Raw genomic sequence first — 25146 nt, 5'->3', positions numbered from 1 at the left:
CAAAAATACTGAATCAAATTAAAAAATCATTACTCATAAAAACCCTTGCCAGCTTCTGCCATAGCTCTGAGTTTTTCGGTTGGTCTGAATCTTTCGCCATAAGTATCAGCTAAACGATCGGCTTCGGTTACAAAGGTTTTGATTCCCACAGTATCCACAAAAGAAAGTGTTCCACCCAAATATGCAGGAAATCCCCAAGCGAAGATAGAACCCAAATCGGCATCCAAATACTTACGAATTACGCCTTCTTCCACACATTTTACGGTTTCTAATGCTTGTCGGTACAGTAATCTTTTCTTGATTTCTTCTACGGCTAACTGTTCTTCTTTCAAAGGAAAAATTTCAGCTAAGCCTTCCCACAAATACTTTTTGCCGTTTTCTGGATAAGTATAAAAGCCAGCTTTGGCTTTTTTGCCCAAACGTCCCATTTCAGTAAACTGTTTGCTGACTTGATAAGTAGTATCTGTTTCAGACAAAAGACCTTCATCTACTCCCGCTTGAGCGATTTTATAAGCCAAGTCTAAGGCTACTTCGTCGGAAACAGCCAAAGGACCAACGGGCATTCCCATTTGTTTAGCGATGTTTTCGATAACCACAGGATTTACACCATCTTTTAATAATTCTATGCCTTCGGAAGTATAAGTAAAGAATACTCTGGAAGTATAAAAACCTTGAGAATCGTTTACGACAATTGGTGTTTTACGAATCTTCTTGACAAAATCCATTGCCACAGCAAGCGTATAATCAGAAGTCTCTTTTCCCATGATGATTTCTACCAATTGCATTCTATCAACCGGCGAAAAGAAATGAATACCAATAAATTTATCGGGCTGAATGGTCGCTTTGGCTAAATTTGAAATAGGCAAAGTAGAAGTATTTGAAGCAAAAACACCCGAATCTTTTTGCAAGAAAAGTTCTGCTGCTTTAGTTACTTCTGCTTTTAATTGAGGATTTTCAAATACTGCTTCGATGATTAAATCAGCTCCTTCAAACTCGGCATAATTATCAGTAGTTTTGATAAGACTTAAAATACCATTTGCTTTTTCAGGACTCATCTTGCCTTTACTGATGGCTTTTTCGAGTAAAGTCCGTGAATACTGTTTTCCTTTTTCGGCAGCTTCGAGCGAGACATCTTTTAATACAACTTCAATTCCTGCCATTGCCGAAACGTAAGCAATACCCGAACCCATCATGCCAGCACCCAAAATGCCCAGTTTCTTTACTTCGGTTTTTTCAATGTTTTTGGGTCTGTTTACACCTTTATTTACTTCATTTAGCCCAAAAAACATCGTCCGAATCAGGTTTTTAGCCACTGAAGAATTGGCAACTTTTACAAAATGACGAGCTTCGATGATAAGTCCACGGTCGATATTCACTAATAGTCCTTCATACACGCAAGACATAATAGCGATTGGGGAAGGATAATTTCCATTGGTTTTAGTCATCGTCATGGCAGTTCCGCCCATCATTAATTGTACTCCTTTGGGGCTTAGGATATTCCCGTTGGGTACTTTATAATTTTCTTTTGCCTGAATTTTCCCAGTTTTTCGATTGATTTCGTCCCAAGGTTGTAAAGCAACAGGATTGGCGTTGATCCATGCAAAAGCTTTTTCCATCATCGCCTCGTGCGAATCTACTAATTCGTCTATCATGCCAAGTGCAAGAGCATCTTTTGGCGATACTTTTTTGCCTTCTAATAAAAGTGGAGCGGCCATTTCTAAGCCTATCATACGTGGCAAACGCTGCGTACCACCACCGCCGGGCAGTAAACCAATCGTTACTTCTGGCAAACCAATTAAGGCTTTAGGGTTATTAATGGCTACTCGATGATGACAAGCCAAGCATACTTCATAGCCACCGCCCAAAGCTGTGCCGTTGATGGCGGCTACAATGGGTTTTCCGTTGGTTTCCATTTTTCGGAAAATGGTATTCAATGACCTTGAAAGCTGATAGAGTTCTTCGGGTGCTTTGCCATTATTATTGAGAATCATGCGTAAATCTGCACCAGCGATAAACTCTGGTCGCTCGGAAGTAATGATAATTCCTTTGGCTTCTGGGTCGGAATATGCCTGCTCCAATGCCTTAGCAAGTGCAGGAATTGATTCGTCATTCAAGACATTCATTGCCTGATTCGCAACATTGATACTTAAAATGGCGACGTTATGTAAAAGATTGTATGAGAGCATTTTTTTAAGGGGACTTTAGGATTATGGACTAAAGGACTTTATGATGATGGATTTGCGGATTAAAGGAATTTAGGAGGTCGGACTTTAAGACTAAGTGACTTTAGGATATTGGACTTTTAAATTTGATGATTAAAAAATTAGGATTTTGAGACTTATGATATTGTTGGACTCTGTGACTTTATTGAGGAGTTAGTAATAAAACTGGTTTGAATTAATATTTTAATCTTTAAATCCAAAGTCTCCCAGTCTTAAAGTCTTAAAGTCTTTTAGTCCTAAAGTCCAACATCCTCAATTCCCAAGCTAAACTCTTTCAATAACCGTAGCAATTCCCATTCCGCCACCGATACATAAACTTGCTAAACCAGTGCTTTTGTCAGTTCTTTCTAATTCATCCAAAAGCGTCATTAAAATAATGGCACCCGTCGCACCAAGTGGATGACCAAGGGCAATTGCTCCGCCATTGGCATTTACTTTTGAAGCATCAACATTTAGCACGTCCATAAACAACAAAGGAATGGCAGCAAAAGCCTCGTTGATTTCAAATAAATCAATGTCATTAATATTCATGCCATTGCGTTTGAGTACTTTTTGAGTGGCAGGAATTGGCCCAGTCAGCATAATGGTTGGCTCAGAACCAGAAACACCGAAGGCAGTAATTTTAGCTCTTGGTTTCAATCCCAGTTTTTCGCCAATGGCTTTATTTCCAATTATAATACCAGCCGCACCATCTACAATTTGAGAAGAATTCCCTGCATGATGCAAATGTTTGATTTCATTCAGTTCTGGATATTTCATCAGAGCCAGATGGTCTAAGCCCATTTGTCCGATGGTTTCAAAAGCAGGTTTTAATTTCGCTAAAGAATCAAATGAAGTATCGGGTCGCATACCTTCGTCGAAAGTCAATACTTCTTGTCCGATGTCGTCTTTTACAGCAAACATAGATTTTGAAAAACGTTGATTTTGCTGTGCTGAGGCAGCTTTTTGCTGAGAAGCTACGGCATAGCTATCTAATAATTCACGAGAGTAGCCATATTTTGTGGCAATTAAATCAGCAGAGATTCCTTGAGGTACAAATTTGTGTTCGGCAATTAATTGCGGATTTATCATCATCGCTCCTCCGTCACTACCCATAGCAACTCTCGACATCGACTCGATTCCCCCTGCAATAATCAGTTCCTGTTGCCCCGACATGATGTAAGCAGATGCCATATTTACGGCTTCGAGTCCCGATGAACAAAAGCGATTAATTTGTACACCTGCTACTCTTTGGTCGTAACCAGACGCCAAAACTGCCGTGCGAGCAATGTCTGCCCCTTGTTCACCGATGGGCGTAACACAACCAAGAATTACATCATCAATCAGCGAAGTATCTAATTGATTTCGCTCTCGGAGTTGTTGTAATACTTGTTGTGCTAGTTGAACAGGTTGAATATCATGCAATGAACCGTCTGATTTTCCTCGCCCACGAGGAGTACGAACGGCATCATAAATATAGGCTACATTCATGTTGAAGATGATTTATAAATGTTCATAATAATATTACGAATTTAATAAAATCATTATGCTAGCATAATATTATTATAATATTTTTAGGTAAAATTTGAAAAATCAAACATTAATCTATTTTCTAGGTTAATTATTTTGATGTATAACTTTACTAAATAAACATGAAAAAGAGTTTACTATTCGGCATTTTATTGTCGGCATTATGTTTAGCCACTCAGGCAAAAACTTCAGAAAAGGTTAATTTAAGTGTGGGAGTGCAGATTAGACTCCTAGATTCCCTTGACTTCAAAGATTACTATGGAAGCTACAAAATGGTAGAAAATCCCTATGTACAAAAAATGAAAGTTTACTTCAAGGCAGGGGAGTTATTCGGACAAGCTTCAGACTATCCTGAAACCAAATTAATTCGCAAAAAAGATGATGAGTTTGAAGAAGGTAATTTTGGTGCTCAAATAATTTTTGTACGTACAGAGGGCTTAGTGACAGGCATTAAAGTGCTAGTTCAAGGACAAGAATTACTAGGAACAAAGGAATAAAAAAACTCCTGTGTTAATCTTGGTTTCAAAAAACCAAAGCCGCCACCATGATTTTTCAGACCAAAAAGATTAAAATTCAGGAGTTTTGTACTGTCGTTTATACTTTATTGTTTCTGTAAACAATAAAGAAATTTAGTGGGTAAATTGTGATTAGTTATTTATTTGAAACAAATATATGTGTCTATACACGCATTATCAAAAGATAATGAAGTAAATAAGTCCAATATTAGATTAAAGAGATATTTCGTATTTGTTCGAGATAAATTAGAGATGAATTTTGGGAATTGAGAATTTTAAATCAGAAAAAAGAATGTGAATTTGCCTGAATTTCTCTGTAGAATTGTGTGTAAAATACTTTTATACTTATCTATCCACTTTATTGTTTACTTTAATCAAATGGATAGATAAGTTATAGACTATTGGGTCATCGCAATTCTGAGCGTTTCTACTCCACGATGAATATTATTGTTAACCGATTGATAATTGATTGACATCTTCGAAGCTATTTCCTGATTACCCATCTTATCAAAATAGCGCATTTTCAATGCTTGCGAAACTCTGCTAGGCAATGACAATAATGCTTTTTCAAGTTTTACAAACATCTCTTCACGTTCTTCATTTTCATGAATATACGAAAAATGATATTTTTCAAGCTGATGAGCAAGTTCAGAAATGTTATCGAATGGAACACCATTTCTTGATTCAGTAATTTTTCTAACTAAATCATGGCGTAATGAAGTTTTTAAATAAGGTTCAATATTGTCGGTATCGGCAAGATTGTGTTTTCTAAGCCATAAATTCACGAATAAATCTTGTACGGTATCTCTCACAAGTTCTATGTCTTGTGTTATTTTACTACCATAATTGACTAAAACTTTATGATTTAATTTATAAATCAAGTGAAAAGCCTGCTGATCTCCTTTCTTAAATCTTTGCCAAAGCTCAAAATTATCGTAATGTTGACGCTTAATCATCTTTAAATCTATTTTTATTACAATAAATTATTAAAAAACTTCATTACAAAGAGAGCGTATTTTTCTTACATAAACTTTTCCGTTATTAGTACATTTTAATACTATATTAGCATTAATTTTATTGAATACTTTATTTCGGTAATAATTTACATACAATGAAGCCATTATTCAGAAAAGTTCAGATAATGCCTGAGCAATCGTTCAGTGTTAATAAAGATTTTGTCCCATTTTTCTATAATCACTGGCATTATCATCCTGAGATTGAAATTGTATATATTTTTGAAGGAACAGGAACGCTTTTGGTAGGAAATGGTGTAAGGAGTTTCAAAGAAAATGATTTAATCATGATTGGACCCAATGTGCCACACTTTTTTAGAAGCGACCCACATTATTTTGAACAAAATTCTACTTTAATGTCACGTTCGGTTGTAATTCACTTCAACCCGAACTTTTGGGGGGATGGTTTTATGAAAATACCCGAATCTGTTTCATTGAATGAATTATTTCAAAAAGCGAAGAAAGGTTTATTGGTTGGCGGTGCTGTTCGTGAAAAGGTTGGTATTTTGATGGAGGAAATGCTTCATACAACAGGAATTGATAAAGTAATTCAATTATTGAATATTTTGAGTTACATAGCCAGTTCAGATGATGTTTCGGATTTATCAAAAACAGAATTTAATGTTTCTTTAGATGAGTATAATACTAGAAGAATTGACATGATTTACTCTTTTTCACTGAATAATTTTGCCCGAGAAATTACTTTAGAAGAAGTAGCCGAAGTCGCCAATATCAGCGTGAATTCTTTTTGTCGTTACTTTAAAACCCATACTCGGAAAACGTATTTTCAGTTTTTGCAAGAACTCAGAATCGGACATGCTTGTAAATTATTGGCAGGCGAGAAACTCAGTATTTCGCAAGTAGCCTTTGAAAGTGGCTTTAATAATCTTTCACATTTCAATCGTTCCTTCAAATCTTTAATGCAAATGAAGCCACAGGCTTACCAAAGGTTATATCGACAAAAGTAAATTTTGTACAGCATTTTGCCGTTTATCATAAAAATAAGTACATCCAGAACCCAAGTCATTGAATTAGGGTTTAATCAAATAGTTAAAACAAACTATTGAATACTCTTTTCTGATAAAAATATCCTTATACTTCAATGAATAAATTAATTATTATTCCAATTGTATCAATTGTTCTTTTATTGATTGATTGGTACGTTTGGCAAGCCGTAAAAGTATCTATTCAAAATACTTCTGCTAATACTCAGAATATTACAAAATACATTTTTTGGGGGCTTACTTCAATCACGATGCTTGGCATGTGGCTTTATAATTTTACTCCTCCAGAATGGCTTGGTAAAAACCTAAGAACCATTATTATGGTTGGTGTTTTTATTAATTACTTCTCTAAAATATTTGTGGTACTCTTTTTATTGATAGACGATATCGTTAGATTGTTCCGTTTGATTGTTTCTAAATTTTCAAGTACTTCTACCACATCCATTTCAACGCCCGACCAGCCTTCTGCACTGAATACTCCGATTACAAGAAGTGAGTTTTTGATGAAAACCGCTGTGATTGCAGGTGCTGTGCCAGCTTTAGGTTTGACATGGGGAATTATTTCTGGAGCGCATGATTATAGAGTACGCAAAGTAAAATTAGCGTTGAAAAATTTACCAAAGCAATTTGATGGAATGACGATTGCTCAGATTTCTGATATTCACTCTGGTTCTTTTTTCAATCGTGTTGCTGTAAAAGGTGGTGTAGAAATGTTGATGAAAGAAAAACCAGATGTGGTTTTCTTCACAGGAGATTTAGTGAATAATTTAGCTTCAGAAGTACAGGAATATATTGATATTTTCAATAAAGTAAAAGCTCCTTTGGGGGTTTACAGTACTTTGGGGAATCACGATTATGCCGATTATGTACGTTGGGATAATGACTTAATTGGAAAACAAAAAAATCTAAATGATTTAATGCGTGCACACAAAGTAATGGGCTACGATTTATTGATGGATGAAAACCGATTCATTGAACAAGGCGGCGAAAAATTAGCCATTATTGGTGTTCAAAATATTAGTGGACAAAATCGTTTTCATACTTATGGCGATTTATCAAAAGCAGTGAAAGGAACAGAGGAAGCACCTGTAAAATTATTGCTTTCACACGACCCAACCCATTGGGACAAGGAAGTAAATACCAAATTCAAAGATATTGATGTAATGTTTTCAGGACATACACACGGAACACAATTTGGTATTACGATTGGCAACGAAACGTGGTCGCCAGCACAATATGTTTATAAACAATGGGGAGGTTTATATGAAGAAGGAGACCAAAAATTATATGTAAACCGTGGTTATGGTTACATCGGCTATCCAGGCAGAATTGGAATGCCACCAGAAATCACCGTTTTTGAATTAAAACGAGCGTAAATAAAAAGAGTTGTCAATTCGAAACTGACAACTCTTTTTGTGTCTAAAAATTGAACTGTGCTTGAAGTCGCAATAAATTACCTTTTTGATGATTATCAGGCAAGGCTACATCTTCAAAAGTTCTATCAGAAATTGTATAGATTGCTGTAAGTTCAAAATAATCTTTTAGTTGCCATTCTGCACCAATTTCTAAGTCTTTTACAATGTATCTACGAGCATCAATTTCATGTTTTTTTCCACCATTATAATATTGATACTTGATAAATGGTGTAATATGATTTTCATTAATTTTTTTTCGATACATTACTTGAGCATAACCACCATTTAGACTTTTTACTTCAGTAGTGGTTGTATTTGGGTTAAACTCTGGTCCTTCTCCGACATTATACTCTGCTTGAAAACCAAAAGGTTGTGGATAAACCACCAATGTAGCGGCTACACGACGGTCGATAAAAGAAGATTCAGTCGCTTTGTTTTTAGTGTTTTTTTCAATGACAAATTTCCCTGTATAAGCTTGAATACCTGTTTCAATGATTTGTCCAGATTTTAGTTTAAATGGATACGTAATTCTTGAAACTACATGGGGTTGATTGTTTTGTTCAGTCTTATTGGCATTTTGTCCGTTATAAAGCCCAAAAGCAAAAACGCCATAATCTCCACTTCCTTTTAATCCTGAGCTAACTAAGTAAGCAAAACGCTTACGAATTTCGGCTTTAGCCCAATAAAAGAAAATTCCTAAATCTCGTTCGTTTGAAACTGGGCTGTTAGTTGGGTCAGCACGGTCTAACGCCAAACGGTTTTGTGAAGACTGCATGTTTTCAAAACCGTAAGGAACTTTACTTTGCCCAATACGAAGGCGAGATTCTTTTTTAGCATCTAGGGCTAAATCAAAATAAGCATCACGAATTTGGAAAGAGTGCTGAAAAGAATTACTTACACTAGAAGCAAAATCTGGTTGAATATAAATATATAATCTATCTGAAATATCTCCAGAGAAAATTAATCGTCCACGACGGATGAAAAATCCACCATTTTCGCCCCAAGATCTATCACATTGTTCACACTTTACTTTTTCGTTAGTTTCTAATAAACGGTTATAACGAACCTGTGCATAACCTCTTAATGAGATTTTCTCAAACCATTTTTTAGGAGATAGAGTTTCTTTTTTAGGCTCATTTACCGAGCTTTGTGCAATAGTTAAATTGCTGATGACAAACAAAGTCACCAGAACAAATAGTCCCTTGAAAGTTTTCATTAATTTAGATTTTCTATATTGGTAGTTGGGCTAATGAAAAAAATATTAGAGACAATGAAGCCGCCTCAAATAAAATTATACAAAATTTACTTCTTAAATAACTGTTCGAAATTACTGACAGCTAAGTTTAGCTGAATAATATTATTGATGTCAACATTGCTTTGGGTAGCATTGTTAAACTTAAAGATTGTCTGTTGCATATAACCTGCTTCAACGGCTAAATACTTATTGAATTTATAGCCAAGCCCAATCAATACCCTGTTTTGGTCTAATAGATTTGTGTTGGCAACTTGCTCGCCTGTATTCACAAATAGTTCATTGTAAGTTTGGGCGTACAGCGTATTATCGTCCATTTTAGCATGATTGATTGGCACAGTTACTTTTAGCTGATAACGAAAACGTTCTTTGAAAGTAGTCGTAGAAAAATCGCCACCATACAAAAAGCTTTTGTTGTTTACATCTTGATTTTGTCCGAACCAGCGGAATTCATAACGCAATCTATTATCTATACGTACTCTTCCGAAGTTTTGAGTGAACATTACTTGTGGAGAAACACGGATTTCTGAAAAGAAAGCATACGGTTCACCCTCTTTAAAACGATTTGAACCTATCCAACCTAAAGGCATTAAAGAAAAACGAATGTTTGGATTGAATTGGTAATGTAACCAAGGACGAAAAACGTGTTGATTTAGGTTATTATAAGGGTCTCCAGTTGTTGTTTGGGGATTATAATCTCCTTGCATATCTTCACGACGATGCTGATTTTCTAATTGCCAAGTAAATTGTCCAGCAATTTTTCCTGAAATATTGATGTCAGTCCAACCATTAGAAATATGATAATACTGCCGTGGACTTTGAGAAAAGGACGAGTTTGGCAAGGTCAGCAATAAAATTGCAGACAGGATAACGTTTTTCATTTGGATTTTCTATATTGGTAGTTGGGGCAATTGCAATGTAAGCGGGTACTTAAAAAGCGTATGAAATTGTTTCCATACGCTCTTTTGAAATTTTAATACTAACCGATAATTGTACGAAGTAAATAGAATATTGTGGCAGATACTAAAATCGTAACAGGCAAAGTAAGTACCCAAGCCATTACGATACTTTTTACAGTACCACCTTGTAAGTTTTTAATACCTTTTGAAGCTACCATCGAACCTGCAATACCCGAAGAAAGTACGTGAGTAGTTGATACAGGCCATTTGTAAATAGTAGATAATGCAATGGTAAATGAAGCAACTAATTCAGCAGAAGCACCTTGTGCATATGATAAATGTTGCTTTCCGATTTTTTCACCTACTGTTACTACAATACGTTTCCAGCCAATCATTGTTCCTAAACCCAAAGAAAGTGCAATCATCCACATTACCCAAGTTGGTGCAAAGTCTGTTAATGATGATAATCCACTTGTTGAGTTTCCAAAAGTAAAGAAAGGGGGAGAAGAACCAGCAGTTGCTTTTTTCAAAGCACTTTTATCATCTTTACTTAAAGTAACAGCATCACTTTCAGATAATTTTTTAGCGAATTTGTTGATTGATAAAACATCTTTACGAATTTCTAATTTTTTCTCAACTGTTAAATTATCATTAGTAAGTGTTTTGTCTTCTAAAATGGCAGTTAAACCAGTAGTTGCTTTAATGATTTTATGATAACCTTCTTTCTCTGTCGCTGATAATTTTGTAGTATCAATTTTCGTAATTACTTGTTGAACAGTATTTACTTCTGCTTGCAATTTAAAAGGGTCAACATCAGTATTGATAGCAAAATAACCTGGTAAAAAAGCAATTAGAATCATCATTACTAAACCGATTCCTTTTTGCCCGTCATTACGACCGTGGAAGAAACTTACTAAAGTACAAGTAGTGAATAATATGGCACGAATCCACATTGGTGGAGGAGTATCTTTTTTAGGTTCTTTGAAAATATCTTTGTTAGAGATTCCTTTTTTCATGATATACATCAATACGATTGCCACTGCGAAACCGAATAATGGAGATAACAAAAGTGCTCTACCAATCTCGATGGCTTTGTCCCAGTTTACTGTTTCTAAACCTGCTTTATTTTCAGGTAAAAGTGCATAGCCTACACCAATACCAATAATAGAACCAATTAAAGTATGAGAAGACGAAGCAGGAATACCAAAATACCAAGTACCCAAGTTCCAAAGAATAGCAGTAATCAACATTGCTAATGCTGTTGCCATGGAATGATAAACGTTGGGGTCTATGAGTAGCTCTGTAGGCAGTAAACCAATAATCGACATCGTTACACCAACACCACCAGTAAGTAAGCCTAAGAAATTCATCAATCCAGACCAAACTACTGCTTGCGTAGGTTTTAATGAATTTGTATAAATTACTGTAGCTACGGCATTTGCTGTATCATGAAAGCCATTGACGAACTCAAAGGCACAAGCCAAAAACAAACACAGGAAAAGTAAAATGAATAGAGAAGTTTCTAATCCGAACATTATTTTATTGATTTGAAGAGCGATAAATCACTCTAATGTTAATATGAAAATTTACAAAACCTTTACAGTAATAAGTAAATCTTCAATTATCGTGGTTTTTCATATTGGTAATTTCGCCACAAAGGTATAAATACTTAGTTATCGCAATGTTAAGGAATTATTAAATCTATTTTTTACAAAAAATATACATTGATATTTATACTTATCTTAGTTTTTATAGCATTTTGGTGTTGTGTATAGTAATGATTATGAATCGATTAGCTTAATCTTCTAAAATGTTTCCCATAAAAGTATTCTTAAAAGCAAAGGATAAAAGTAAAAAAGCGATTGACCACCTTAAATAAGGATGATAAAAATCACGTACATTTCTAGATTTATTTTGCTTGATTTCAACTTTTTCTAAAAGGTTAATTTCTTCAAAAATCGTTTCTAAAGATTTTGCATCTTTTGCTCTAAAGAATTTCCCTTCGCTTATTTTCGCAATTTCACGTAGTGTTCCTTCATCTACTTTTTCGGTTACGTTTTTATTACTTCCTACTGCAATCGTGTAAACCCGAATGCCAAAAGCTTTGGCAAGTTGTGCTGATGTTACGGGGTCGAGGTTTCCAGCAGTATTGTCTCCATCCGAAATCAGAATGGCTACTTTACTTTTAGAATTGATTTCTCTTAGACGATTGATACACATTCCTAAAGCGTTACCAATGGCAGTTCCAGAGGTTTTAATTAAGTCAGACGAAATTTCATCTACATACTCTTGTAGCATTTCATAGTCTGTCGTAAGTGGACATAAAGAATAAGGTTCTCCAGAAAAAATAACCATACCGATTCTATCGTACAATCTACCACTGATAAACTTCTTGGCTACACTTTGTGCAACAGCCAGCCTTGTTGGTGGAATATCTTTGCTATCCATTGATTTTGAAATATCCAATGCCAACATAATGTCAATTCCATCAGAAAACTCTTCTGTTTCAGAAACTACTCTTTGCGGACGAGCCAAGGCTAAAAACATTGAGGTAATTGATAATAACAAAAAGATAGCAGGGACAAATCGCAAGTAACTTATCCAGTTGGACTGAATATCGTTGGCAGGAAAAGCAATATTTAGTTTTTGAATCGCATTGCCACGCAACCAACTTCTGATGATAAACAATAAAGGAATGATGGGTAAACTATATAGAAAGAAAGGATTTGCCCAGTCAAAACTTGAAAGGGTAGAAGGTAAAAACCAGTATTTTGAAAACCAATCTTCCATAAAAAAATCATTTAACAGCCATCAAGTACTTTGTACTAATATTTGTCTGTGTTTTTTGTAAAGGCTTTCAGCGAGTTCTTGAAGAATATTCAAAGAAGAAGCTGTTGTTTTAGAATAAATACCTCCATAAACAGTAGCATCAATTTCTCTGAGGGCATCCGACAAACGGTTATCTTGTAAATTATCTAAAATTTCTTTTGTAGTAAAAGTAGTAAATGGTTTATTTTCAAGGCGTTCAACATATTTTTTCCAGAGAATTACTGCTTTTTCTACATTTTCCAAACCCTTTTTCTTATCGTCGGTTGCTCTGCTTAATCTTTGGAAAAGTCTTAGATACTCATCGTAACGACGTTTAAACCTGAATAATTTAATTTGTCTTTTGATAGGAGTACCAAAAAACCAAAAAGTTAATACGCCTAAAAAGCTTAAACCAATAATGAATAAAAATATTAAAGGATAATTGGGCTGTTGCGGTAACGGAATTACTTGAGTATCTTTTTTCAAAGACATCGTATCCATTTCTCCACTTGCTGAAATCGTACCTTGCAAACGAACATAATCTATCGGAGCAAAAACACGAGTACAATCAAGATTATCTCTGACAAAAACAGGCAAACTAAGTTCTTGTACAGGCAATACCTCAAATGAAATTAAGGTATAAATAGCACTATCAAGACTTCCTTTGGGATTGGTAACTGTCGGAAAGTATTCTCTCGAAACGAGTTCGAAAGGTGCAAAATTATAGGTTGAATCTGGAAAGAAAATGTCGGCAGTGGGTTTATGTCGATAACTCAAAGCATACTTTATCGGTAAGCCTACTTTTAAACTATCACTCAAAAATTGTCCTTTGGGTGGTTGCCAATTCTGATTCTGTGCATTGATATTTGATGAAAAGAAAAGGAAAGAAACAAGAGAAAAGACAAAAGAAATAAGACTAAAGGAGGTGTGACTTGAGATACTAGATTTAAAGTTTAGTTGATGAAAGATATGAGCTAGAATTTGTCTAAAACTAGTTTTTAAGCCACAGATTATTGCCTGGAAAATTATTGAAACTTTGCAGGAACGAAACTGTACAGATATTTCTTTTAATGAATCAGAAAATTTGATGATTGTGTACTTCATTAAAAAAGGGTTTCATGAAATTTAATGAGCGAAAGATTGTTACTTTCTTACTTTAAATAATTTTATCAATTTAGGAACATAATCTTCCGAAGCATCAATGGCTAAATAGTTTGCTCGGTGTTGTTTACAGACTTGTTCTACTTGTTGTGAATTTTTATCGAACAAAATTTTCATGCGATTTCTAAACCAACTTGATGAAGCATTTACCCAAATTGTTTTTCGAGTTTCGGTATCATAAACAGGAATGATTCCCAAGCGTGGAAGATTCGTTTCTCGTTGGTCGAATAAGTGAATCACGATTAAATCATGTTTTCGAGCCAAGGCTTTTAGGTTTTCTTCATAACCAGTATCAATAAAATCAGAAACCAAAATTACCAAACTTCTTCTTTTCAAAACATCCAAAGTAAAAAGAATCATTTTCTTCAAATTAGTCCCTGTAGATTCTGTTTTGAGTTTAAATAATTCTAAAATAGTCTGATAGCCATGTTTTAAAGTATTGGCAGGTTTGATGTATTTTTCTTTTTGATCAGAAAAACAAAGTAAACCAACATGACTAGCTTCCTTGATTGCCGATAAAGCCAAAACTCCACAGATTTCTTTGGTAGTATCTAATTTAGAACGGTCAGACCGCCCCACATCTTGCGAAGCACTTACATCTACCACAAAAAATACAGATTGTTCTTTTTCTTCTTTGAAGATTTTAACATAAGTTCCGTGTCCTTTAGCTGAAGTATTCCAATCAATTAAACGGACATCATCACCATATTGATATTGGCGTAAATCGCTAAATTCTAGTCCAGAACCTTTGAAAATAGAATGGAAATTTCCCCGCATCTGTGAAGTAACAGCCTTGCGGATTTTAATTTCATATTTGTAAAGTTTGGCTAAAAATTCGTTGGGAGTCATCTATTGGTTCATTCGTCGAAGCTTCCTTCAAACAAAAATCATTTCATAATTTTACTTAAAAAACTTTCACAAGTTTAAAACTACCCAAATTCCCTGTAAATTTGAAATATGAGATTAATAATTCTGTTGTTAGCAACTTTGTTGATAGCTTGCGGTTCGGAAGATAAGCCCGCAAATTTGATAGAGCAAGATAAAATGTCAAAAATCTTGGCAGATGTTCATGAGGCGGAAGCTCATGTAAATAATATGCACTTGGGTGGGCAAGATTCTTCCTTGTTGGCGTACCAACGTTTGCGATGGAAAATCATGAAGCAACATCAAACCGATACCGCTACTTTTAGAGTAAGTTTGAAGTATTATATTATGCATCCACCTGCTTTTAAAGCAATGTACGAGGATGTGAAAATAATATTAGAAAACCGTCGAAAAGCAGCACAGACAATTAAACCTAAAAAAGTAAAAAGGGATACACTAAAAGCTAAAAGTGATACAATAAAAAAAGTAGCTGTTAGCCAACCTGTTAAACAACCATGATACATCTTTTCAAATCCTTATATTTTTCAAAAGTGGTGTTCCACTTCGTCATTGGGATTGTCATTTTGTTTGTCTTTGCTTTTGTGTTCCCTTGGTTGTTGGGAATAGCACAATTGTGTTTTATGATTTTAATATTGCTCTTGTTGGCAGACGGCATTATTCTTTTCATGGCTAAAAAGGGTATTTTTTGCAGAAGAGATGTTCCCGAAAGGCTTTCGAATGGTGATGAAAACCCGATTTCAATTTTTATTGAAAATCATTACAGTTTCTCAATCTTACTTGAAATTATTGATGAAATTCCTTTTCAGTTTCAGAAACGAGATTTACTCTTTCATACTTCCCTAAAATCTGCGGAACAACAAATTGTTGAATATCAACTTCGCCCTACCAAAAGAGGCGAGTACAGTTTTGGTGCAGTAAATGTTTATGTAAAAAGTCCTATTCGTTTATTGCAGCGTCGTTTTCAGTTTTCTCAAGATAAAATGGTGGCAGTGTATCCATCATTTCTACAAATGCGAGCTTACGAATTGATGGCAATTTCAAACCGATTGACGGAATTGGGCATCAAGAAAATTCGTAGAATTGGACAAAGCCAAGAGTTTGAACAAATTCGCCAGTATGTTCAAGGAGATGATGTGCGGAGTATTAACTGGAAAGCTACCGCTCGTAGAAATGATGTGATGGTAAATGCTTATCAAGAAGAAAAATCACAAAATGTTTATTGTTTGATTGATAAAGGAAGAGTGATGCAAATGCCTTTCGATGGACTTTCTTTGCTAGATTATGCCATCAATGCTACGCTTATTCTATCGAACATTGCGATTAATAAACAAGATAAAGCAGGCGTAATTACTTTTTCGGATAGAATCGGACAGGTTTTATCAGCCGATAAAAAGGCTGGACAAATGACCAAAATTTTGGATTTATTGTATAAACAGAAAACACGCTACATGGAAACTGACTATGAAGCTTTGTATATACATACCAAAACACATATTCGTCAGCGAAGTCTTTTGTTATTGTACACAAATTTTGAAACGGTAGCTTCTATGCGGAGGCAATTGCCTTATTTTAGAAAACTAGCAAAAGACCATTTGCTAATGATTGTTTTCTTTGAAAATACAGCCTTGAAAACATTGTTAGAAAAACCAGCTGAAACCACAGAAGAAATATATCATAAAACGATTGCCGAAAAGTACTTTTATGAAAAACAGCAAATTGTACGAGAACTGGCTCAATATGGTATCCAAGCATTATTAACCGCTCCGCAAAATTTAACCGTAAATACCGTTAATAAGTATTTAGAACTAAAATCAAGAGGAATGATTTAAGTAAGAGTGGTGAATTAAGAGTGATGAATTGTCTGTCTGTTGACGTAGTTTAAATGTCAAAATTGAGTACTTGATAAATGAATAACTATAAGAAATAATAAAACCCGAAAAGTATCAATTTTGACACTTTTCGGGTTTTATATTTCATGAATTTTGAAGTAATAATTACTAATTAAGTAAAAAGAAAGAATTAAATAGACATTACTTTATAAGCTATTTGATAAGTAAATACTTGATTTTGAGAATTTACAGATAACAGAATACTATTAACTGATAACTTCTTTTTACTTAATAACTCAAAATTCATAATTATCAAACCGCTCCCATCACATAAATTGCTCCTTTTGGTCCAGCTTCTGTAGTACTTCCGCCAGTATTTTCTAAAGAAATAGCAAAGGCAACAGCATTTGAGAAAGATTTCATTTTCAAAATACTTGAATTGCCTTCAATCATACCAGCATCTACAGGTTTGCCATCAACAATTGCCCAAAGTTGATATTGTTTACCAGAAGGAACACTTGGTAAATTGAGTCCAGATAAGTAAACGGCTTCACTGGTTTTATCGAAATAAACCAAAGCCTTCGCATTTGGGAAATCAGGTTGTCCCGCCAAAGGAATTACTTTCACATTTGGGTTTTGAAGAATGGCTACTTCTTCTCGATAATTAGCTTTTAAGGTTTGTCCTTCTTGGGCTAAAATTTGATTTTGAGATTCTAAGGCAAGTAATTTATCCTCAGATTTTTGCCAATTGCTAAAGAACCAAACATTTCCTGCAATACTCAAAGCCAAAAGTACCCATGAAGCTGCCATTCGCCAAGTGTTAGTTGTTTTCAGCGGCTTAATATTATTTTCTGGATTGATAGCTGTTGGTATTTCTAGCGTTTGCCATCCTGTATTTTCAGTATTTGTATATTCTTTTTTAAGGGCTTCCATCACTCTATCCTTGAGAGCAACTGGAGGTTCCTGTTGAAATTGAAGTGCATAATTTTCAAGCGTACCCTGTAAAGCCATCAGTTCCATCTGAATGGCAGGATACTCTTCTGCAAGGCGTTCTACCTCTGCGGATTCCGCAGGATTGGTAGCTCCTAGCAAGTAGCTCTCCAAAATACCAGATTCTATGTATTCTTGAATGTTCATTTTTTTAAACGTTAATCATGGTTGATGTTTGTGAAAGAGTGATTTCTGATTTGCTTAAATTGAGCAATCATCAATCGTTCAATTACAAATCAAAAAATCCAGAGAGGAAAATCAATCCGAGTTCAATAAAATACTGCCTTAATTGTACAATAGCAGATTTTACTCTTGTTTTGACCGTTCCTAATGGAATACCAAATTCTTCAGAAACCTCCGCTTGTGTGTAACCTTTGAAATAAAGTAAATCAATAATTTGCTGATGTTCGGGACGAAGGTTTTCAATAACCTTTTTTACACCGATGGCATCAATATCAAACTGACTTCCTCCTTGGCTATCGATGAAATTTACATGGTCATCGAGGTCGTGATTTTTCTGCGAATTCTGGAATTCTTGTGAACGAATTCTATCAATGGCTGTATTTCTAGCCACGTTTAGAATCCAAGTAAATAATGTACCTTTTGTGCGATTATAGCCTTCTATATTTCGCCAAATCTTCACAAAAGAGTCTTGCATGACATCAGCAGCGACTTCTTCTGAACGAACAATTTTCAGAATAACCCCATAAAGTGCCGAGGAATAATTGTCATACAAGATGGAGAACCCTCGCTCATCTTTACTTTGCAGTAAAGACACGAGTGCTTCTTCAGCTATAATGGTTTTGCGTTTAGACATGAGTGTTTTCTTCTCAATGAATGTAAGATGATGAATGAATAACTTTTTAATACAACGTCCAAAGCAACGTTATGTTTAAAATAAGTTTTTTCATATTTTACCTTCTTGGTAAAGGGCTTAATAAAGATAATGGGATAATTCCAATAATTTATAATTGAAATGCTATGTGTTTATAAAATTAAGGAGAAGGAGGTTTAATAATATGTTATTTATAAAATAAGAAGTATTAAAGAGATTTTACAATTGAACTGTACCTCAAATTTATGCTAAAGGTAGTTGTTGCAGAAGGCGGAGTAAAATAAGTGTTAAAAACAAAGGACTTTCCAACAAAGAGAAAGCCCTTTGTACATTACCCATTATTAAACCACACCTGTCTATTAGGCGTGAAGGAAGTTCAGATAACTAACTTCATACCCTTTTGGGTGAATTACATTTTAGGTAATACTACGGCATCCAATACATGAATTACACCGTTTGATTGATAAACATCATAAGTACTGATGTTTGACGTTCCGCCATTTTCATCTTTCAGCATGATGTTATGTGAACCATTCATCATTGCATATAATTTGCCTCCACTTACTGTATTTAATGTAGCAGTTCCGTTACCAGCTTTGATGGCTTTTGCAATAGCATCGAAATCTAATTTGCCAGCTACAACATGATACGTTAAAACTTTGGCTAAGGTTGCCTTGTTTTCTGGTTTTAATAAAGTTTCTACCGTTCCAGCTGGAAGGTTTTCAAAAGCATCATTTACAGGTGCAAAAACTGTGAATGGTCCTTTTGTTTGCAAAGTACTTACTAAATCAGCGGCTTTTACTGCGGCAACTAAAGTAGTGTGAGCCTTAGAGTTAACGGCGTTTTCAACAATGTTTTTTGCAGGAAACATCGCTTCATTTCTTACTGTTACTGTTTGTGCATTACCTGTAAATGCCATTGCACAAAATGCTAAACCCAATCCTAATATTACCTTTTTCATTTTATTTGATTGTTTAAATATCGTTTCAAACAGATTTACGGAAGTAATAAAGTTTTGGATTGCTGATATTGATAAAAAACGAAAAAAGGCGTAAACATTACTGCCTACGCCTTTCTTTGAATTAATAAAGAAATATTACTTCGTTGATTTTTTCTTAACTGGCGCTTTCGCTGGAGCAGGAGTTTCAATCGGAGTACCTTTTGGAACAACTTCACCTTTAAATGATAATACAATTTGCGGTGTTTCAGCATTACTGATTACAGTAACTGTTTTTGAAAAACCACCTGGGCGACCAGCCGAACTAAATGCCGCTGTTACTTTACCAGTTTTTCCTGGCATTACAGGTTCTTTCGTCCAGTCAGGAGTAGTACAACCACATGAAGGCGAAGCATTTGAAATAACAACTGGTGCAGTACCTGTGTTTGTAAATTCAAAAACGTGAGTTGCCACAACGCCTTCTTCTATTTTACCAAAATCATGAGATTCTGATTTGAATTTAATTACTCCTTGCGCATTGGCAAAAGAAGCAACAAATACCAATGCGAAAACGAAAAATAACTTTTTCATATTAGATTTAATTGTTTTGTTTTAATGATGTTTAAGATAATTGTAAAAATATTATAATCAGAACAAAGTTTTAAACGATGCCTTAAAATTAAAATTTCGTTTAATTTAATAAAAAATACCCTTAATTCACAAAACAAAAGTAAAGTCTTACAGATGCTTCGCAAAATGTTTTATATGTTTTAACAAATCATTAACAAGGGCACAATTTCTTTGCTTCGAGAATCTATATTTGTTACCCTAATTAATTTTTGTTATTTTTGGTACTGAAACTTATATTTTATCGTTCATTTATACCCCTCTTACTGTCTTGGAAAACACACTTCTGTCAGAAACTATTGTATTCACAAAAGAATCAGTCTTGACTGATTATCGGGTTGCTCGCATGAGTCGTGAGTGTAGCCTCCTTGTAAGGAAAGAAGTTTTTGCTGGTCGTGCTAAGTTTGGAATCTACGGAGACGGAAAAGAACTTTGCCAGCTTGCTTTGGCAAGAGCCATGAAAGCAGGAGATTTTATTTCAGGATATTATCGTGACCAAACCATTGTTGCGGCCGTCGGCGATATGACTTGGATGCAATACTTTTCACAACTCTACGGACATCCAGACGTTAATTTCGACCCACACACTGGCGGAAGAGCAATGAATAATCATCATGCTACCAGATGGTTAGACGAAGAGGGAGAATGGGTTGACCAAACCAAATTATTTAATTCTGCAGCTGGAGTATCTTCAACGGCTGGACAAATGCCAAGAGCAGTAGGTCTAGCATATTCTTCTAAATTATACAGACAATTACCCAATCTTCAAGAAATTTCAGAAAAGTTTACTCGTAATGGCAGTGAAGTATGTTTCTCGACCATTGGTGATGCTTCTACTTCAGAAGGAATGTTTCTGGAATGTGTAAATGCTTCTGGAGTCTTACAAATTCCTTTGGTGATGTCTGTTTGGGATGATGGTTATGGCATTTCAGTTCCTTCTGAATATCAAACGACAAAATCATCTATTTCAAAAGCTTTGGCAGGCTATCAAAGAAATGAAGATGAGGCTGGCATAGAAATTTTTACAGTAAAAGGGTGGGACTATGTAGCTTTGATGGAAACCTATCAAAAAGCAGCTACTTTGGCTCGTGAGTATCATATTCCATCTTTAATTCACGTAGAAGAAGTAACGCAACAGCAAGGACATTCAGCGTCAGGTTCACACGAAAGATATAAATCTGCGAAAAGATTACAATTTGAATTAGATTATGATTGTAATATAAAATTCAGAGAATGGATTCTTGCAGAAGATTTGGCTACCGAAGAAGAGCTAAAAAGTATTGACGAAGAAGCTATCAAAGAAGCAAAGGCTTGTCAAAAAGCAGCTTGGAATGCTTACATGAGTTCAATCAAGCCTGAAAGAGAAGATTTACTCTCATTATTATATCAGGCAGCTGCTGAAACAGAGAATGGAGCAGAAGTAAAAAAAATAGCGGAAGAATTACGCAAAGCCATTAATCCGATTCATCATGAAAATGTGGTAGCGGCAAGAAAAGTACTAAGAGTTTTACGTTCTGAAGACTCATCAGCCAAACAAGGATTAAAAAAATGGTTAAAACAAACTGATGCCGCTAATGATAAAAGATTTAACTCGCATCAGTTTAGTACCTCAAAATATTCACCCTTGAAAGTACAGGCTGTTCAGCCAGAATATGATGCAAATTCCCCAGTAATAGATGGACGAGAGATATTAAATAGAAATTTTGACTATTTATTCAGTACAAATCCCAGAATTTTTATTTTAGGTGAAGATGTGGGGAAAATTGGGGATGTAAACCAAACATTAGTAGGTTTACAAGAAAAATTTGGGGAGTTAAGAGTAACTGATACTGGAATCCGAGAAATGACAATTGTTGGTCAAGGAATCGGAGCGGCGATGAGAGGCTTAAGACCAATTATTGAAATTCAATATTTAGATTATATATTTTATCCATTCGCTACTTTGTCGGATGATTTGGCTTGTTTACAATATAGAACAGTAGGCGGACAAAAAGCACCATTGATTGTTAGAACCAGAGGACATCGTTTAGAAGGAATTTGGCATTCTGGCTCGCCAATGTCTGTTTTATTGGGCGGTTTAAAAGGCATTCATTTATGCGTACCAAGAAATATGACACAAGCCGCCGGAATGTACAATACTTTGTTGAATTCAGACGACCCAGCTATTGTTATCGAATGTTTGAATGGTTATCGCTTGAAAGAAAAATTGCCTACCAATTTACATGAAACAAGAGTAGCATTGGGAATGCCAGAAGTAATCAGAGAAGGACGAGACATTACCATTGTTACTTATGGTTCGATGTGTAGAATTGTGATGGAAGCGGCTCGCCAATTAGAAAATATGGATATTTCGGTAGAAGTGATTGATGTACAAACGCTAATGCCATTTGATATTTCACACTGTATAGTAGAATCAATAAAGAAAACGAATAGAGTAATTTTTGCAGATGAAGATATGCCAGGAGGAGCTTCTGCATATATGATGCAACAAGTATTGGATGAACAAAATGCTTATCGGTATTTAGATGCCAAACCAGTTTGTATGGCAGCAGTACCACATCGACCAGCATATAGTTCAGATGGCGATTATTTTTCGAAACCAAATGCGGAGAATGTTGTAGATACGGCATATCAACTGATGTCTGAATGCTTTCCAATAAAGTTTCCACCAATTTATTTAAAAGAGTGAGTTAATATTAAGTTTATATTTTTTCAGCCTTAAATGTGTTGAGAATTGAAACTTTTTTTATTTTTTTATGTACTTAATTGCCTTTTAGTAAATAATGCTAAGGTTTTAAGTTATTTTTTTTAATTTCGTATGGTTTTTTCAAACTTTTAGAAAGTTCATCAGTATAATGAGTAGTTTCATAGGTATGGGAATAAGCTTTTTTTCTAATTGCTTGAAAACAATATCTTTAATTAAATTACATTGAACCCCTTACGAAAAATTAAGAAATGGATTTGGCCGACGGTACTAACTATGGTTTTACTGTCGATTGTAATTTATGCTGAAAGTGTTCATCATCATCAGAAATGTAAGAATATCAATGTAAACATTGAAGGAACTAACGAAAGTGAGTTAGTTACTGCCGATGAGATTTTAGCCATTGTTAGTCCAAACGCTGTTGATAGCCCAGAAGGAAAGCCATTTGATAAGATTGACTTTAAAAAGATTGAAAAAAGAGTTTGTTTAAATAAATTAGTAAAGTCATGTCAAGTTCATCGTGATTTAAGCGGAGAAATGACAATTGATATTGTAGAACACACACCACTCGCCCGAGTATTATATAATAAAAGTTCAGATAGTTACGTCACAGAGAAAGGCGATTTTATCGGTATTTCTCAGCACTTTACTCCTAGAGTTTTATTACTCTCAGGAAAGTATTTTGATAAAATACAGGATTTAAAAGAAGTGAAAAGTAAACCAATCTTGGACTTAATCAATGCTATCAATGCTGATCCTTTTTGGAAAGCACAAATAACCCAATTAATCGTTGAGAAAGATGGAGGTATTACCATGGTGCCTGAGGTAGGAAATCATGTGATTGAGTTTGGGATGGGAATTGACATTGAATCTAAATTTAAGAAAATTAAAATTTTTTATAAAGATATTCTACCTGCAAAAGGCTGGGATACTTATCATAAAGTAAGTGTAAAATACAGAAATCAGATTATTTGTGAGTAAAGATGATGTTTCAATATAGACTTTATTAAACGGTAAACGATTATCCAATAAGAGTACTTATATTGGTGGTTTATTTTAATAAAACTGTATGTTTCACATTCTTAATCCCAAGTTTCCTAAATTCTACCTTCCATGAATGAAATAATCGTTGGACTTGACATAGGCAGTAAGCAAGTAAGTGTAGTTGCTGGCAGACTTGACAGTTTAGGCAAGTTGGAGATTCTTGGTTTGGGTAAAGCCGATACCACTGGAAGAGTCTCTAAGGGTGTCGTTTTGAATGTCAATAAAACGATAGAAGCCGTTCAGTCTGCTATCGAACAAGTTGAAAACCAAGCCAATATTCATATTAGAGGTGTTGTGGCTAGTATTGCTGGTCCGAACATTCATAGTTCGAAACATAAGGCTGGTATTACCAGACAAACTCGTGGAGAAGAAGTAACGGTTACGGATGTAGATCAAGTTGCTAATGATGCCCAGCGAACTTTTATTTCGCAGGGTAACGCTATTGTGCACAATTTACCTCAGGAGTACTCTGTAGATTCTGCCAATGGAATTCAAGAGCCAGTAGGAATCAGTGGTTTGAAATTACAAGGGGAGTTTTTAATGATTATTTCTCCTCAAGCAGAATTGGATAAAACCAAACGCTGTATCGAACGTTCTAAAGATAAAATGGAGATTGAGGGTGGATTAGTGTACTCACCTTTGGCTGCTTCTTTAGCGGTATTAACCGAACAAGAAAAGAAAACAGGCGTAGCTTTAGTTGATATTGGAAGTGGAATTACTGAAATTGTAATTTATTATAAGAATATTGTAAGACACGTTGCCGTATTACCATTTGCTGGAGATTCAATCACAACAGATATTGAACAAGGTTGTGGTGTATCTATTGAACAAGCCGAGCAATTAAAAGTAAAATTTGGCTCTGCCATTGCCGATGAAGTAGCCATTGAAGAGGTTGTTTCAATTCCAAGTGCCAATGGACGTAAACCTAAAATTGTCTCTGTCAAAAATGTTGCGATTATTATTGAAGAAAGATTAAAAGAAATCATGGCATTGGTCGTTGCAGAAATTACTCGTTCAGGTTATTTAAATAGAATTAACTGTGGAATTGTAATTACTGGTGGAACTGCTCAGATGCCATATATAGATCAACTTTTTGAAAGAGTAGCACAAAGAGATGTAAGAATTGGTTATCCAAACGAAAATTTAGGAAAAACATTTACAGAAGAGATTAAAAATCCTACTTATTCAACAGCTGTTGGTTTGGTTTGGAGAGGAATTAGAGATATTGACGAGCGTGAAGAGGCTTATAAAATCCTTAGAAAGGATGCTCCAGTAATTATTCCAGTTGTTCCAGTTAATACAACAATTAACAAGAGTAGTAGAGAAAATACAAAATCCACAGAAACCAATGGTAAGAAAAGCTCTTTAGGATTCTTTGGAAAATTAAAGCAAGCAGCAAGTAGAATCATTGGGGAAGATTTAGGCGATAACGATAAATATGAGTAGTAGCATGGTGTAATAACATATTACTACTCATATTCCTGCATAGTTTCATTA

21 protein-coding genes are annotated in these 25146 nt (G+C 34.8%); 8 read left to right on the top strand and 13 right to left on the bottom strand.

Translation table 11 applies throughout. The annotated features are described in order from the left end of the window. Positions 1-29 precede the first annotated feature (29 nt). A complete protein-coding gene (locus VB776_RS04970; protein WP_323326604.1) occupies positions 30-2186 on the bottom strand; it encodes a 3-hydroxyacyl-CoA dehydrogenase NAD-binding domain-containing protein in 2157 nt (718 codons plus the stop codon). 300 nt (positions 2187-2486) lie between these two features. Beyond that, positions 2487-3692 (bottom strand): acetyl-CoA C-acetyltransferase, encoded by a 1206-nt coding sequence (locus VB776_RS04965; protein WP_323326602.1) that lies wholly within the window; start codon positions 3690-3692, stop codon positions 2487-2489. Positions 3693-3853: 161 nt separating this feature from the next. Between VB776_RS04965 and VB776_RS04960 the strand changes: the two genes are divergently transcribed. Continuing rightward, complete coding sequence (locus tag VB776_RS04960) at positions 3854-4228, top strand: hypothetical protein (RefSeq protein WP_323326600.1); 375 nt, start codon at positions 3854-3856, stop codon at positions 4226-4228. Between the two features lie 416 nt (positions 4229-4644). Here the strand turns inward: VB776_RS04960 and VB776_RS04955 are convergent, their stop codons facing one another. Next, complete coding sequence (locus VB776_RS04955; RefSeq protein ID WP_323326598.1) at positions 4645-5202, bottom strand: RNA polymerase sigma factor; 558 nt, start codon at positions 5200-5202, stop codon at positions 4645-4647. Positions 5203-5357: 155 nt separating this feature from the next. Between VB776_RS04955 and VB776_RS04950 the strand changes: the two genes are divergently transcribed. Further along, positions 5358-6227, top strand: coding sequence for an AraC family transcriptional regulator (locus VB776_RS04950; RefSeq protein WP_323326596.1), 870 nt, complete (start codon positions 5358-5360; stop codon positions 6225-6227). Positions 6228-6361: 134 nt separating this feature from the next. After that, entirely contained in the window at positions 6362-7639 is a 1278-nt protein-coding gene (locus tag VB776_RS04945) for a metallophosphoesterase (protein ID WP_323326594.1), read from the top strand. A gap of 43 nt (positions 7640-7682) precedes the next feature. On the opposite strand, the gene VB776_RS04940 is transcribed toward VB776_RS04945, so the two are convergent. The 6 genes from VB776_RS04940 to VB776_RS04915 all read right to left on the bottom strand — a co-directional run bounded on the left by VB776_RS04940 (position 7683) and on the right by VB776_RS04915 (position 14647). Continuing rightward, positions 7683-8894 carry a porin gene (locus VB776_RS04940; protein WP_323326592.1) on the bottom strand — a complete coding sequence of 404 codons (1212 nt, stop codon included), beginning with the start codon at positions 8892-8894 and terminating at the stop codon, positions 7683-7685. An 86-nt stretch (positions 8895-8980) separates the two neighbouring features. Continuing rightward, complete coding sequence (locus VB776_RS04935; RefSeq protein ID WP_323326590.1) at positions 8981-9811, bottom strand: DUF2490 domain-containing protein; 831 nt, start codon at positions 9809-9811, stop codon at positions 8981-8983. A 98-nt stretch (positions 9812-9909) separates the two neighbouring features. Then, complete coding sequence (locus VB776_RS04930; RefSeq protein ID WP_323326588.1) at positions 9910-11364, bottom strand: inorganic phosphate transporter; 1455 nt, start codon at positions 11362-11364, stop codon at positions 9910-9912. A 262-nt stretch (positions 11365-11626) separates the two neighbouring features. Continuing rightward, positions 11627-12619 carry a VWA domain-containing protein gene (locus tag VB776_RS04925; protein WP_323326586.1) on the bottom strand — a complete coding sequence of 331 codons (993 nt, stop codon included), beginning with the start codon at positions 12617-12619 and terminating at the stop codon, positions 11627-11629. Between the two features lie 21 nt (positions 12620-12640). Continuing rightward, a complete protein-coding gene (locus tag VB776_RS04920) occupies positions 12641-13456 on the bottom strand; it encodes a hypothetical protein (protein ID WP_323326584.1) in 816 nt (271 codons plus the stop codon). Positions 13457-13780: 324 nt separating this feature from the next. Continuing rightward, a complete protein-coding gene (locus VB776_RS04915; RefSeq protein ID WP_323258309.1) occupies positions 13781-14647 on the bottom strand; it encodes a DUF58 domain-containing protein in 867 nt (288 codons plus the stop codon). Between the two features lie 108 nt (positions 14648-14755). On the opposite strand from VB776_RS04915, the gene VB776_RS04910 reads away from it, so the two are divergent. After that, entirely contained in the window at positions 14756-15181 is a 426-nt protein-coding gene (locus VB776_RS04910) for a DUF4296 domain-containing protein (protein ID WP_323326582.1), read from the top strand. Next, positions 15181-16512, top strand: a complete 1332-nt coding sequence (locus VB776_RS04905; protein ID WP_407653791.1) for a DUF58 domain-containing protein — start codon at positions 15181-15183, stop codon at positions 16510-16512. Before VB776_RS04910 ends, VB776_RS04905 begins: the two co-directional genes overlap by 1 nt. Positions 16513-16824: 312 nt before the next feature. On the opposite strand, the gene VB776_RS04900 is transcribed toward VB776_RS04905, so the two are convergent. From VB776_RS04900 to VB776_RS04885, 4 genes are all read right to left on the bottom strand, one after another. Further along, positions 16825-17649: an anti-sigma factor gene (locus VB776_RS04900; RefSeq protein WP_323326578.1), complete on the bottom strand. Its 825-nt coding sequence runs from the start codon at positions 17647-17649 to the stop codon at positions 16825-16827. An 82-nt stretch (positions 17650-17731) separates the two neighbouring features. Beyond that, entirely contained in the window at positions 17732-18319 is a 588-nt protein-coding gene (locus VB776_RS04895) for an RNA polymerase sigma factor (RefSeq protein ID WP_323326576.1), read from the bottom strand. Positions 18320-18746: 427 nt separating this feature from the next. Next, positions 18747-19298 carry a fasciclin domain-containing protein gene (locus VB776_RS04890; RefSeq protein ID WP_323326574.1) on the bottom strand — a complete coding sequence of 184 codons (552 nt, stop codon included), beginning with the start codon at positions 19296-19298 and terminating at the stop codon, positions 18747-18749. 135 nt (positions 19299-19433) lie between these two features. Next, the gene (locus tag VB776_RS04885) at positions 19434-19865 is read right to left on the bottom strand and encodes a DUF1573 domain-containing protein (protein WP_323326572.1); all 432 of its coding nucleotides are present in this window, start codon (positions 19863-19865) and stop codon (positions 19434-19436) included. Between the two features lie 307 nt (positions 19866-20172). Here VB776_RS04885 and VB776_RS04880 point away from each other — a divergent pair, with 307 nt between their 5' ends. The 3 genes from VB776_RS04880 to ftsA all read left to right on the top strand — a co-directional run bounded on the left by VB776_RS04880 (position 20173) and on the right by ftsA (position 25095). Next, positions 20173-22590 (top strand): alpha-ketoacid dehydrogenase subunit alpha/beta, encoded by a 2418-nt coding sequence (locus tag VB776_RS04880; protein ID WP_323326570.1) that lies wholly within the window; start codon positions 20173-20175, stop codon positions 22588-22590. A gap of 291 nt (positions 22591-22881) precedes the next feature. After that, positions 22882-23586: a cell division protein FtsQ/DivIB gene (locus VB776_RS04875; protein ID WP_323326568.1), complete on the top strand. Its 705-nt coding sequence runs from the start codon at positions 22882-22884 to the stop codon at positions 23584-23586. A gap of 132 nt (positions 23587-23718) precedes the next feature. Continuing rightward, positions 23719-25095 (top strand): cell division protein FtsA, encoded by a 1377-nt coding sequence (gene ftsA / locus VB776_RS04870; RefSeq protein ID WP_323326566.1) that lies wholly within the window; start codon positions 23719-23721, stop codon positions 25093-25095. Positions 25096-25146 lie beyond the last annotated feature (51 nt).

Source organism: Arcicella gelida, from assembly GCF_034931025.1.
Taxonomy (GTDB): Bacteria; Bacteroidota; Bacteroidia; order Cytophagales; family Spirosomataceae; genus Arcicella; species Arcicella gelida.
Note: the sequence above shows the minus strand (reverse complement) of the source record. Positions and strands in the feature narration are given on the sequence as shown.

Bases quoted from the DNA above. Each gene is read 5' to 3' on its own strand.
- VB776_RS04970 (WP_323326604.1), bottom strand. From the start codon at position 2,186: ATGCTCTCATACAATCTTTTACATAACGTCGCCATTTTAAGTATCAAT.
- VB776_RS04965 (WP_323326602.1), bottom strand. From the start codon at position 3,692: ATGAATGTAGCCTATATTTATGATGCCGTTCGTACTCCTCGTGGGCGA.
- VB776_RS04960 (WP_323326600.1), top strand. From the start codon at position 3,854: ATGAAAAAGAGTTTACTATTCGGCATTTTATTGTCGGCATTATGTTTA.
- VB776_RS04955 (WP_323326598.1), bottom strand. From the start codon at position 5,202: ATGATTAAGCGTCAACATTACGATAATTTTGAGCTTTGGCAAAGATTT.
- VB776_RS04950 (WP_323326596.1), top strand. From the start codon at position 5,358: ATGAAGCCATTATTCAGAAAAGTTCAGATAATGCCTGAGCAATCGTTC.
- VB776_RS04945 (WP_323326594.1), top strand. From the start codon at position 6,362: ATGAATAAATTAATTATTATTCCAATTGTATCAATTGTTCTTTTATTG.
- VB776_RS04940 (WP_323326592.1), bottom strand. From the start codon at position 8,894: ATGAAAACTTTCAAGGGACTATTTGTTCTGGTGACTTTGTTTGTCATC.
- VB776_RS04935 (WP_323326590.1), bottom strand. From the start codon at position 9,811: ATGAAAAACGTTATCCTGTCTGCAATTTTATTGCTGACCTTGCCAAAC.
- VB776_RS04930 (WP_323326588.1), bottom strand. From the start codon at position 11,364: ATGTTCGGATTAGAAACTTCTCTATTCATTTTACTTTTCCTGTGTTTG.
- VB776_RS04925 (WP_323326586.1), bottom strand. From the start codon at position 12,619: ATGGAAGATTGGTTTTCAAAATACTGGTTTTTACCTTCTACCCTTTCA.
- VB776_RS04915 (WP_323258309.1), bottom strand. From the start codon at position 14,647: ATGACTCCCAACGAATTTTTAGCCAAACTTTACAAATATGAAATTAAA.
- VB776_RS04910 (WP_323326582.1), top strand. From the start codon at position 14,756: ATGAGATTAATAATTCTGTTGTTAGCAACTTTGTTGATAGCTTGCGGT.
- VB776_RS04900 (WP_323326578.1), bottom strand. From the start codon at position 17,649: ATGAACATTCAAGAATACATAGAATCTGGTATTTTGGAGAGCTACTTG.
- VB776_RS04895 (WP_323326576.1), bottom strand. From the start codon at position 18,319: ATGTCTAAACGCAAAACCATTATAGCTGAAGAAGCACTCGTGTCTTTA.
- VB776_RS04890 (WP_323326574.1), bottom strand. From the start codon at position 19,298: ATGAAAAAGGTAATATTAGGATTGGGTTTAGCATTTTGTGCAATGGCA.
- VB776_RS04885 (WP_323326572.1), bottom strand. From the start codon at position 19,865: ATGAAAAAGTTATTTTTCGTTTTCGCATTGGTATTTGTTGCTTCTTTT.
- VB776_RS04875 (WP_323326568.1), top strand. From the start codon at position 22,882: ATGGTTTTACTGTCGATTGTAATTTATGCTGAAAGTGTTCATCATCAT.
- ftsA (WP_323326566.1), top strand. From the start codon at position 23,719: ATGAATGAAATAATCGTTGGACTTGACATAGGCAGTAAGCAAGTAAGT.